The organism is Psychromonas arctica DSM 14288, assembly GCF_000482725.1.
GTDB lineage: Bacteria > Pseudomonadota > Gammaproteobacteria > Enterobacterales > Psychromonadaceae > Psychromonas > Psychromonas arctica.
This window is the reverse complement of sequence record NZ_AXWP01000001.1, coordinates 139,518-152,264: the sequence shown is the minus strand read 5'-3', so window position 1 is coordinate 152,264 and position 12,747 is coordinate 139,518. Positions and strand designations below refer to the sequence as shown.

Annotated in this window: 8 protein-coding genes; 5 read left to right on the top strand and 3 right to left on the bottom strand. The window is 39.2% G+C overall.

The window, feature by feature from the left end; all coding sequences use genetic code 11:
- The first annotated feature begins 46 nt into the window (after positions 1-46).
- Positions 47-952 (top strand): LysR family transcriptional regulator, encoded by a 906-nt coding sequence (locus H592_RS0100635; protein ID WP_028867029.1) that lies wholly within the window; start codon positions 47-49, stop codon positions 950-952.
- A 10-nt stretch (positions 953-962) separates the two neighbouring features.
- Here the strand turns inward: H592_RS0100635 and smrB are convergent, their stop codons facing one another.
- Complete coding sequence (gene smrB / locus H592_RS0100630; RefSeq protein WP_028867028.1) at positions 963-1,508, bottom strand: endonuclease SmrB; 546 nt, start codon at positions 1,506-1,508, stop codon at positions 963-965.
- 57 nt (positions 1,509-1,565) lie between these two features.
- Between smrB and prmB the strand changes: the two genes are divergently transcribed.
- Together prmB and aroC are read left to right on the top strand one after the other, a co-directional pair.
- Positions 1,566-2,477, top strand: a complete 912-nt coding sequence (gene prmB / locus H592_RS0100625) for a 50S ribosomal protein L3 N(5)-glutamine methyltransferase (protein ID WP_028867027.1) — start codon at positions 1,566-1,568, stop codon at positions 2,475-2,477.
- Between the two features lie 164 nt (positions 2,478-2,641).
- Positions 2,642-3,730, top strand: a complete 1,089-nt coding sequence (gene aroC, locus H592_RS0100620; RefSeq protein WP_028867026.1) for a chorismate synthase — start codon at positions 2,642-2,644, stop codon at positions 3,728-3,730.
- Positions 3,731-4,515: 785 nt separating this feature from the next.
- Here the strand turns inward: aroC and H592_RS0100615 are convergent.
- Both H592_RS0100615 and H592_RS0100610 read right to left on the bottom strand, forming a co-directional pair.
- Positions 4,516-4,815 (bottom strand): MGMT family protein, encoded by a 300-nt coding sequence (locus H592_RS0100615; protein WP_028867025.1) that lies wholly within the window; start codon positions 4,813-4,815, stop codon positions 4,516-4,518.
- A 3-nt stretch (positions 4,816-4,818) separates the two neighbouring features.
- Positions 4,819-6,000, bottom strand: coding sequence for an MFS transporter (locus H592_RS0100610; protein WP_028867024.1), 1,182 nt, complete (start codon positions 5,998-6,000; stop codon positions 4,819-4,821).
- Positions 6,001-6,686: 686 nt separating this feature from the next.
- Between H592_RS0100610 and gltB the strand changes: the two genes are divergently transcribed.
- Together gltB and H592_RS0100600 are read left to right on the top strand one after the other, a co-directional pair.
- A complete protein-coding gene (gene gltB / locus H592_RS0100605) occupies positions 6,687-11,207 on the top strand; it encodes a glutamate synthase large subunit (RefSeq protein WP_028867023.1) in 4,521 nt (1,506 codons plus the stop codon).
- On the top strand, positions 11,207-12,676 hold the full coding sequence (locus H592_RS0100600) for a glutamate synthase subunit beta (protein ID WP_028867022.1): 1,470 nt from the start codon (positions 11,207-11,209) through the stop codon (positions 12,674-12,676). The genes gltB and H592_RS0100600 overlap by 1 nt, the downstream gene beginning before the upstream one ends.
- Positions 12,677-12,747: the final 71 nt, after the last annotated feature.

Sequence of the window (12,747 nt, the reverse complement as noted above, 5' to 3'; positions counted from 1 at the left end):
TCACGAATGGTGATAGCATGAAGGGGGGTTAATGAGAGTAAATATGATGTATAGCCTTGAACAATTAAAAATATTTGTTGCCGTTTGTGAAACGGGATCTTTTTCCGCTGCCGCTCGTCAGTTAAAGCGTGCTCAATCGGGGGTAAGCCAAGCGATTGCTAACCTAGAAATCGCGATCGACAAAACGTTATTCAGTCGAGATAAAAACATACCGAGTTTGACGCCACACGGTGAAGCCTTACTACCGATTGCAAAATCTATTTTACATCAACAACAATATTTCGATCATAAGGTTGAATCATTGGCTAAGGGTGATGAATATGAATTGGTTATTGCGATCGATGAAAGTGTCATTAATGATCAGCTAATGAAGGTAATATCGTCATTGGCTAATCAATTTCCCATTACCGAATTTGAGATTATTACTACCTCTACTTTTGATGTGGAAGAGTTAGTGAGAACGGGTGTCGCACATATAGGCATTATCTATGTTAATGGTGAATTGAAGTCCGATATGGATTTTTTTACGTTAGGGCATGCACGATTTTTAACTATCGCATCACCACAACACCCACTTTCCGCTTTGCCTTTAGTGTGTGAGGCTGATTTAAAAGCACATCGACAATGCGTACATCGTAGTGCTCAAAAAAAGGAGTTGTGGTTTAGTTATAAAATAAGCCCGACGGCTTGGTATACAAATACGCATATGAGCTTGATTGAACTTGTTAAAAACAATATTGGTTGGGCTGTTGTCCCAGAGTTATTAGCTCATCAACAGATCCAAGAAGGACATGTTATTTCATTACCTGTCTCACATGAATATGATGGTTGGCTGACCGTTGTGGGGTGTTTGGTTTCTCGCAGCCATGCATCAGGTCCGGTGTTAGAGAGCGTGATCAACCTGTTAAAAGGCTATTGTATGCTCAATAAACATTGGGTTATCAAGCAATAACCCTTTTCTATTAGCGTTTTCTTTCTTCTTTCATTTGCCAATCGGCTAATTCAACTAATACCGATAATGCCCCTTGTCCGCCGAACTCAAGCGGCGCTTGATGAAAAGCTAAAATATCAGGGTGCTGGGCTAACCATAAAGGGACTTGCTTTTTAAGTATATGTTTACCCATACCATGAATCACACTACAGCAATATAATCCCTCTTTTTTACAGCAGCTAATCAAGGCTGCTAACTCATTTTTTGCTTCCTGCTGCGTCAAACCGTGTAAATCAAGAATGATCTCTGGCGTGAAATCGCCACGACGTAATTGCTTCACCAAATATTTTTGTGCATCGGTTCTGCTATAACGTACTGGGCCTTCTTCAGGTAAATGTGGTTCAAAGGCGTCTGAGAAGTGGCTTTGCTCAAAGTTTTGTTCGCGTTTTTCTTTAATGACCGCTTTATTCTTGATGTTTTTCGGTGGCAATTTTATGGTATCCTGTAGCAATTTTTTTATACCAGCAAATTCTGCACTAAACAGTGAAAAATCATCATCATTATTTTTATCGGTCATGTTTTTTCCAAAACTAGGTAGTTGAATGTGCGAAGTTTACCTCAAGTGGAGAATAAATTGGATACGATTTTTAGTGATGAAGCGGTTGACGAACTAGTAACCATTCAAGATGTTGTACGTTGGGCGGTGACCGAGTTTAACCGTGCGGGTCTATTTTTTGGCCACGGCACTGATAATGCGTGGGATGAAGCAGTGCAATTGATTTTGCCATCGTTGAATATTGAACTGCAAAGTAATGTCATGATTTTACAATCACGTTTAACTAAACGTGAGCGTCAAATGTTAATTGATTTAGTGGTTATTCGCATTGAACAACGTATTCCTGTTCCTTATCTAACCAACAGTGCGTGGTTTGCTGGGTTAGAGTTTTATGTTGATGAGCGTACATTAGTGCCTCGTTCGCCGATTGCAGAATTAATTGAAGCTAAGTTTGAACCTTGGGTTAAAACACCACCAAAACGTATTTTAGATTTATGTACAGGAAGTGGCTGTATAGCGATTGCTTGTGCTTATGCTTTTCCTGATGCTGAAGTTGATGCGGTTGATTTATCTGAAGAGGCGTTAGAAGTTGCCGATATTAATATTCAAAATCATGGTGTTTCACAACAAGTTTTCCCTATCCAATCTGATTTATTCAGCGGTGTTGAAAACGAAAAATATGACTTAATTGTATCTAACCCGCCTTATGTTGATGCGGAGGATATGGCTAATTTACCAGAAGAATACAAGCATGAGCCTGAATTAGGGTTAGCCTGTGGTAATGATGGATTAGATTTAGTACGTAATATGCTACGTCAAGCAAGCTCAATGTTAAATGAAGAAGGGGTGTTGTTTGTAGAAGTTGGTAACTCTCAAGTTCACTTACAAGCTGCTTACCCAGAAATACCTTTCCAATGGATTGAGTTCTCTATCGGTGGGCATGGCGTATTTGTGTTAACGAAAGCACAGCTAGATACAATTAAAATCTAACAACAGCTAATTAACGCTAGGCAAGTTCTTAGATTTACTCTAAATTTCAATCTATGTGCAATTTGAGTTGTAATCTATGAAGCATTGCAACTTATAAAAAATTAACTGAAAAGGTCGAATAAAGTACCTTTTGATTTCAAAATTTATAAAGTGGGAAATTTAAAATGGCAGGAAGCAGTATTGGTCAAGTTTTTAAAGTGACAACTTTTGGTGAAAGCCATGGTGCAGCATTAGGTTGTATTATTGATGGTATTCCACCAAATTTAGAAATCACAGAAGCTGATTTACAACACGACTTAGATCGCCGTCGCCCAGGGCAATCTCGTTATACAACGATGCGCCAAGAAGGTGACCAAGTTAAAATCTTATCCGGTGTATTTGAAGGTAAAACGACAGGCTGTAGCATTGGCTTGATCATTGAAAATACAGATCAACGCTCTAAAGATTATTCTGCGATTAAAGATTTGTTTCGTCCAGGACATGCTGATTACACTTATCATCAAAAATATGGACACCGTGATTACCGTGGCGGTGGTCGCTCATCTGCACGTGAAACTGCGATGCGTGTTGCCGCTGGTGCAATTGCTAAAAAATATTTAAAAGAGCAATTTGGTGTTGAGATACGTGCTTACTTGAGTCAATTAGGTGACATCACGCCAGATATCATTGATTGGGATGAAGTAGAAAATAACCCATTTTTCTTCCCTGATGTCAGTAAAATCCCAGCACTTGAAGATTATATGAAAGCCTTAATTAAAGAAGGTAACTCAGTAGGCGCTAAAGTAACGGTTGTTGCTTCAGGCGTACCCGTTGGATTAGGCGAACCAGTATTTGATCGTTTAGATGCTGAATTAGCACATTCTTTAATGAGCATTAATGCAGTTAAAGGCGTTGAGATTGGTGATGGTTTTGCTGTTGCGAATCAAAAAGGCACTGAACATCGTGATGAAATGACACCTGAAGGTTTCTTATCTAACCATGCTGGTGGGGTGTTAGGCGGTATATCAACAGGGCAGGATATCATTGCTTCTATTGCATTAAAGCCAACATCAAGTTTAACCATTCCTGGCCGTACTATCACAACAGATGGTAAAGCAACTGAAATGATCACAAAAGGGCGTCATGATCCATGTGTAGGTATTCGCGCAGTGCCAATTGCTGAAGCACAAATGGCGATCACGTTACTTGACCATGTGTTACGTCACCGTGCACAAAACTTACATGTAACAACAAACACACCACATATCAAATAGCTTTATTTACTGGTTGTTTATGCTTAAGTTAAAAATCAGAATCCGATGCTCAAAAAGCATCGGATTTTTTATGCCTATAATAAAATCTACTGAATATTTCACCACCAAGGAAAGTCCAATAAGCGCATATTTGAACAGAATAATCCCAGCTTTTAGGCTTTCTTCTTTTACTTCGTATCTTCGTGGTTAATCGGTTTTTTATTTTAAAACCCAGGCACCAAGCCGTTGAGCTGCACAGAGAGCACCAAGAAAAGAACAAGCAGAAAATATTGAATGGTATTTATTCTCGTATTTTTTAAGGTTCCTTCTTCTCCCTTCGTGCCTTAGTGGTTAAATCGCTTTTGATTTTAGAAACAAAAGCAACCACGAAGGCGCTGTGCTGCACAGAGAACACGAAGAAAAGAACAAGCAGAAAATATTGAATGGTATTTGTTCTCGTAATTTTTAAGGTTTTCTTCTTTTCACTTCGTGCCTTCGTGGTTAAATAGCTTTTTATTTTAGAAACAAAGGTAACCTCAAAGCCGCTGTGCTGCACAGAGAGCATGAAGAAGAGAATAAACAGAAAATATTGAATGGTATTTGTTCTCGTAATTTTTAAGGTTTTCTTCTTTTCACTTCGTGGTTACATCGTTTTTTATTTTAGAAACAAAGGTAACCACGAAGCCGCTGTGCTGCACAGAGAGCACGAAGAAAAGAACAAGCAGAAAATATTGAAAGGTATTTATTCTCGTACTTTTTAAGGGTTCCTTCTTTAACCTTCGTGTTGAATTAGCTTTAACTGATATTTAATCCAAGTACTGCTTAAATTTTACAATTTTACCTTGGTCAGTTATTTCTATTCCTTCTTTTTCCAATAACGATTTTTGCCTGATAAATGCCTCGCCTATTAGCGATATTTTACCTTGCGAATTTACCACTCTGAACCAGGGTAAGCGGGAATCTTTAGGTAGCCTCGCTAGTACCTTGCCAACATGGCGGGAATGAAGAGGAAAGCCGGCTTGTTTCGCTAGTTGCCCATAGGTTATTAATTTACCTTCGCCTAAATAAGACAAAATGGTATAGATATTTTGTGCAAATTCTTCCATCTTTTAGGCTTCTTTTGTTTGATAAGTAAATTCATTGCCCTTTGAAGGGTTGTTAGGAATGAGAAAAGAAAGACCTAAAGAACAAAGTGCAAAACCTGCACCACAGTAAAATACCCACGAGGGATTGACTATCCACACTAAACCTAATAATACCGGGATCACTACTGCTGCAATATGATTAATAGAAAAACTAATGCCGGCAGTCGCGGCGATATCTTCAGGATTCGCTATTTTTTGGAAGTACGTTTTAATCGCAATTGCTAAAGCAAAAAACAAATGGTCGATGACATATAACGAAGCCGCAAGAGTACTGTTTTCTACTAAGCCGTAACAAATAAATAAGATAACCAATCCGATATATTCAAATAACAAAACTGAGCGTTCTCCAAAGTGACCGATTAATCTGCCAATTTTTGCCGCAAAGAGCCAATTGAAAACATAGTTTATTAAGAATAACGCGCTGATTTCAGCGACGCTGTAATGGAATTTTTCTACCATTAAGAAACCGGCAAACACGACAAAAATCTGTCGACGTGCACCACTGAAAAAAGTCAGTGCGTAATATAACCAATAGCGTTTTTTTATAATAAATTTTTTGCTTTGTTCAGTAAGTGGCGGAAATTGTTTAAAAGCTGAGGCTAAAATGAGAGTTAATACTAAGCCTAACCCACCAAATAATAAATAAGTCACTTCATAACTAACGTTAAAGTAGTCCATCAAAATCCAAACACTGGCATAAGCAAGCAATGAGGCGATGGCTTTAACAGAAAGTATTCGGCCCATGAAATGGGCAGCTTCAGATTTATTGATCCATTGCAGGGTGAGTGATTGATTAACTGTTTCGAAATAATGAAACCCGATCGACATTAACATAGTCGTCAAATATAACCCCATCACTTGTGGAAAGTAGCCTGTGATGGCAACCCCTACCGATGTTATACCTAAAGAGAGGATAGCTAAGCGTTGTTCTTTAATAAATAATAGAACGTAAATAACAGTAAAAGCTAAAAAGCCGGGGATTTCACGTAAACTTTGTAAAATTCCTATTTCAACACCTGTAAAGGCTGCTTTTTCAACCACAAAGTTATTCAATAGCACCATCCATACGGAAAATACTAATGGCATGATAAAGGCCATCACAAGTAATAAACTTTCAGGTTTTTGTAAAAAAGGATGCGTTTTCATTGGATAGCCGTGGTTTAGGATAAAAAAACATTTTACGCTTTTTGCTGTCTAAAGCGAATATTGTCTTTATCGAAACGGTCATTTAGTTAATGACAATAAAATCTAGCCGTTAAGCATATTATGGTGATATCTTTACTTTATCAAACAGCGTTAAGTTAGTTTTTTATGAATTTATATGCATTATTCGTAAATATAAATTCATGAAGTAAGCGCTTTATAACGTTTGAGTCTACCTTTGTTAGTAGTTATCTTTATCATTGTCTTTAGACGTCATCTCCCATCTCGCTTTATTCCTAGTGGATCATAGGCTTTAACAGGGTGATAACAAGGGTTCTGATGCAGTTAACATTGCTTTAACACGGGAGTGCGGCTGAAGTGAATAAGAAAATTGGATTTTATGCCGCTTAAAAGATAGAATACAGACAAAATTACACCTTTAACAGTAGGGTGATTTCAAGAAATAATGTATAAGTCCTGTGCTTATACTGCTTTTATGCGCGTTATTTCTTGGTCAAGGGAGTTTTTGTTAAGTGCACTTTTCATAAGAAAGTAGTTTCCTTTACAAAAAAAGTAAAAAAATTAATTGCTTGTTTTTGGTAACTCAATTACAAGTCGTGTGTAGCACTTCGAAAACATTAGATCTTACAGTTAAGTAACATTACTGTTTTATCTTGAAGGACATGTTTATGACTAATATAGAGCAAAACGCTCAAGGCCTTTATGTGCCTGAACTGGAACATGATGCTTGTGGTATCGGTTTCGTCGCACATCTAAAAAACAGCAAGTCTCACAAGATTGTGACACAAGCTCTAGATATGCTAGCGCGTATGGAACACCGTGGTGGTCAAGGTTGCGATCCATGTAGTGGTGATGGCGCGGGTATTCTTTTACAAAAACCACATGAGTTTTTAGTAACAGAAGCATTAAAAGAAGGCATTACCCTTCCTAAATTTGATCAATACGGTGTAGGAACCATTCTATTCCCTAAAGATGAAAATCATCGTGATCATTGTCGCGAAATTTTAGCAAGAACTGCTGAACGTCTTTCTCTTGAAGTGATTGGTTACCGTGTATTACCTACCGACAACTCAATGATAGGTGCTGATCCATTAAGCAGCGAGCCACAATTCGAACATATGTTTGTGACTGGCGGTCCTGATATGGAGCCTGCTGTATTAGAACGTAAATTATTTATTCTACGTAATTATGCAACACGTATTTGTTTAGAGTCAGTTCAAGGTATCGAAGATAACTTTTACATTAATACTTTCTCTTACAAAACGATTGTATATAAAGGTCAATTAACCACTGAACAAGTGCCACAATACTTCTTAGATTTACAAAATCCAAGTATGGTGACTGCACTTGCACTGGTTCATTCTCGTTTTTCAACAAACACATTCCCACGTTGGCGTTTAGCGCAACCGTTCCGTTACATTGCTCACAATGGCGAGATTAATACGGTTCGCGGTAATATCAACTGGATGAAAGCGCGTGAAGCTTTGCTTGAAGCTGAGTTTTTCACTCGTTCAGAATTAGACATGTTAATGCCAATCTGTACTGATGGTATGTCTGATTCAGCAAGCTTTGATATGGCATTAGAATTATTAGTGCTGTCTGGACGTAGTCTGCCTCATGCATTGATGATGATGATCCCAGAAGCTTGGCAAGAAAATAAAAACATGGATCCAAAGCGTCGTGCTTTCTACCAATATCATGCAAACTTAATGGAACCATGGGATGGCCCAGCTTCTGTTTGTTTCACTGATGGTGTTCAAGTAGGTGCAACACTTGACCGTAATGGTTTACGTCCATCTCGTTACACTGTGACTAAAGATGACTTCCTAGTAATGGCATCTGAATCAGGTGTTGTTGAAATCGATCCTAAGAACATTAAGTTACGTGGACGTTTACAACCGGGTCGTATCTTTGTTGCTGACCTTGAGCAAGGCCGCATTATTTCTGATGATGAAGTAAAAGACGGAATTGCCGCTAGAAAACCTTACGAAACTTGGTTAGCAAACAACCTTGTTAAATTAGAAGATCAACCTGCTGCGCTTGAACGTAATATCCAACCAGATGCTGGTAAGTTATTAAAACGTTTACAAGCTTTCGGTGTGACTTCTGAAGAAGTAAATGAAATTATCTTACCGATGTTCCGTGACGGTAAAGAGCCGTTAGGTGCAATGGGTGTGGATTGGCCGTTAGCGGTTCTTTCTCATCAATCTCAACATTTATCGCATTACTTTAAACAGTTGTTTGCGCAAGTAACTAACCCACCAATCGATCCGATTCGTGAGCGTATGGTTATGTCGCTAAATACTTATTTAGGTAAAGACAAAAACTTATTGGCAGAAACGCCAGAGCATTGTCATAAAGTTGAACTTGAGTCGCCTGTATTAAGTAATGCTGAATTACAAAAAATTAATGCATTAGATGACAAACATCTACAAGCTAAAACATTAGAAACCTTCTTTTTAGCAACAGGTGAAAAAGGTAAGCTTAAGAAAGCATTAGCACGTATTTGTCGTTATGCAGAAGATGCGATTCACGATGGTTACTCAATCATCATTCTTTCTGACCGTAATGCAACGTCTGACCATGCGCCAATTCCTGCTATGTTAGTAACAGGTGCAGTGCATCACTACTTAATCAAACGTGGCTTGCGTGCTATGTGCGACATCGTAGTAGAGACAGGCGATGTACGTGAAACACATCATTTTGCAACAGTAATTGGTTACGGTGCTTCTGCCGTAAATGCTTACTTAATTGAAGAAATGATTGTTGATCTACAAAATAAGAAACGTTTACCAGCTGATAAATCTGTTGATGAGATCTTTAAATCTTACAAATATGCGATTGATGCAGGTCTGTTGAAGATTTTCTCAAAAATGGGTATCTCAACGATTCAGTCTTATCAAGGTGCGCAAATATTTGAAGCATTGGGTATTAGCAAAGCAGTGGTTGATGATTACTTCAAAGGCACTGTAACGCGTATTCAAGGTTTATCAATTGATGATATTGCACATGAAATCCTAGTGCGTCACCGTTTTGCTTATCCATTACGTGCAGTACCTGCGCAACGTTTAGATGTGGGTGGTGTATACCAGTGGAAGCAACGTGGCGAAAAGCATTTATTTAACCCAACAACGATCTCATTATTGCAAGAGTCTACTCGTAACAAAAATTACGAGCAGTTCAAACAATACGCTGAAGCCGTTGATAAACAGGGTGATGATGCCGCGACTTTACGTAGCCAATTTGTATTTGTACCTAAAGAAACAGGTCCAATTTCAATTGACGAAGTAGAGCCAGCTGAATCAATTCTAAAACGTTTTGCGACAGGTGCAATGAGCTTTGGCTCTATCTCACATGAAGCTCACTCAACACTTGCGATTGCAATGAACCGAATTGGCGCGAAGTCAAACTCTGGTGAAGGTGGTGAAGATCCAATCCGTTTCAAACCAAAAGAAAATGGTGATTGGGAACGCTCTGCAATCAAACAGGTTGCATCGGGTCGTTTTGGTGTAACTTCTTATTACCTAACTAACGCAGCTGAAATCCAAATTAAAATGGCTCAGGGCGCAAAACCAGGTGAGGGTGGTCAATTACCTGGCCACAAAGTTGATGACTGGATTGGTCGTACACGTCACTCTACACCAGGCGTTGGCTTGATTTCGCCACCACCGCATCACGATATTTACTCAATCGAAGATTTAGCACAGCTTATCTACGATTTGAAAAATGCGAACCGTGAAGGCCGTGTTAACGTTAAATTAGTATCAGAAGCGGGTGTTGGTACGATTGCATCGGGTGTTGCTAAAGCGAAAGCTGATGTTATTTTGATCGCTGGTTTTGACGGTGGTACAGGTGCGTCTCCATTATCATCTATTCGTCATGCTGGTTTACCGTGGGAATTAGGTCTATCTGAAGCACATCAAACGCTAATGAAGAACGGTTTACGTAACCGTGTTGTGTTACAAGCTGATGGTCAGATGAAAACACCACGTGACTTAACTATTGCTGCGTTACTAGGTTCTGAAGAATGGGGCGTTGCAACCGCTGCTTTAGTAGTTGAAGGTTGTATTATGATGCGTAAGTGTCATTTAAATACTTGTCCTGTTGGTATCGCAACACAAAACAAAACATTACGTGAGCGGTTTGACGGTCGTGTCGATGATGTTGTTACTTTCTTTGGTTACATGGTTCAAGGCATGCGTGAAAACATGGCGATGTTAGGTTATAAATCAATCACTGAAATGGTTGGCCAAACACAGAACTTGAAAGTACGCGAAGATGTGACGCACTGGAAATATAAAAACTTAGATTTAAGCACTATTCTATTCAAGCAACAGGGTAAAAAAGAAGATGGGATGTTTAACCAAACAACTCAAAATCATAACCTTGAAGCAGTATTAGATAGAAAATTAATTGAGTTAGCAGCACCAGCGTTAGAGAAAGGCGAAGCAGTATCGGGTGAATTCCCTATCACTAATATCGACCGTTCTTGTGGCACCATGCTTTCTAATGAAATTTCAAAAGTCTATGACGACAAAGGTTTACCAAAACCGATGCAAGTTAAATTCAAAGGCTCTGCGGGACAATCATTTGGTTGTTTCCTTGCTAAGGGTGTTGAGTTTACTGTTGAAGGCGACGCAAATGATTACTGGGGTAAAGGTTTATCTGGTGGTCAAATCGTGGTTTATCCATACCGCTCATCAACATTAGTTGCTAAAGATAATATTATCGTCGGTAACGTATGTTTTTATGGGGCAACATCTGGTCAATCATACATTAATGGTATGGCTGGTGAACGTTTCTGTGTACGTAACTCGGGTGCAGAAGTGGTTGTTGAAGGTGTCGGTGATCACGGTTGTGAATACATGACTGGCGGTATAATGATCAACTTAGGGTCTACGGGTCGTAACTTTGCGGCGGGTATGAGTGGCGGTGTTGCTTATATTTGGGACCAAGATGATAAGTTTGCTGCTAATTGTAATATGGAACTGGTTGACCTCGATCCTCTTGATCAAGCAGATAAAGACCTGTTAATTGCCAAAGTCACTAAACATTTAGAGCTTACGGAGTCTAATATGGCGGCTAAGTTCTTAGCAGATGTTGAAGCAAGCTTAGCAAAAGTTGTTAAAGTGATGCCTCGTGATTATAAAGCGGCATTAGCAGCTCGAGTGAAAGGAGAAGCAGCATAATGGGTAAGCCTACTGGATTTTTAGAATTAGGTCGTGAACTTCCACCGAAATTATCGGTTGAAGAGCGTCTAAAAGATAATAAAGAGTTTGTACAAAACGGCGTGTTTGGTAAAAAGATTAATGACCAAGCCTCTCGTTGTATGGACTGTGGCGTACCGTTTTGTCATAACGGTTGTCCAATTGGTAACATCATTCCGGAATTCAACGATGCGGTTTACCGCGAAAGTTGGTTAGAAGCTTGGGATATTCTAAGCTCAACGAATAACTTTCCTGAATTTACTGGGCGTGTTTGTCCTGCTCCATGTGAAACATCATGTGTTTTGGGTATTAACCAAGATCCAATTACAATTTGTAATATTGAAAAAACAATTGTAGAAAAAGCATACGAGAATGGTTATGTTCAACCAAAAATACCAAGGTCTCGTAGCGGTAAAACCATTGCTATCATCGGGTCGGGTCCTGCAGGTCTTGCAGCGGCAGAGCAATTAAACTCAGCAGGTCATACTGTGACGGTTTATGAGCGCGATGAAAAAATAGGTGGTTTGTTACGCTTTGGTATTCCTGACTTTAAACTAGGTATGGACATTATCGATCGTAAGATCGCAGTAATGGAAGCAGCTGGTATTAAAATGGTTGTGAATGCACACATTGGCGTTGATTTTGATGCAAAAGATTTGCGCAAGCAATTTGATGTTGTGTTATTAACAGGTGGTTCTACGGTTCCTCGTGACCTACCAATCCCTGGTCGTGACTTAAAAGGTGTTCATTTTGCAATGGAATTCCTAGGTCAAAATAACCGCCGTGCAAACGGTATGGATCTTAAGACTGAAGAAATTCATGCTGCAGATGACCATGTTGTAGTTATCGGTGGTGGTGATACAGGTTCTGATTGTGTAGGTACTTCTAACCGTCATAAAGCTGCGTCTGTTACGCAAGTGGAGATCATGCCGATTCCACCTGAGAAACGTACCGTTAACATGCCTTGGCCTTCGTACCCAATGATCTTAAAAACAACTACTTCACATGAAGAAGGTGTGGATCGTCATTGGTCAATCCTAACCAAAGAATTCATCGGTGATGAAAATGGTAACGTTAAAGAGTTAGTGGTTGCAGATATCGAATGGGAAGAAGCGGCACCGGGTCAACGTCCTAACTTTAAAGAAATTGAAGGTTCTGTACGTTCAATTCCTTGTACTAAAGCATTCTTGGCAATGGGTTTCTTACACCCAGAACCAACAGGTGTATTAGCACAGTTAGCAATTGGCTTAGATGAGCGCGGTAACGTTAAAACTAACGATTACCAAACTACGCAAGCAGGTGTATTTGCTGCAGGCGATATGCGTACAGGTCAGTCCCTGATCGTACGTTGTATTAATGAAGGGCGTGAAGCTTCACGTGCTATCGATACATACTTGATGGGTAACTCTAACCTTGAATGTATCAATGATTCATTAATGATGGCTAATTAAAACAGACCATTATTGGTTGTTTGTTAGGCAATATACTAACAACATTACTTAACATGCAGTTTTAGTGTTAA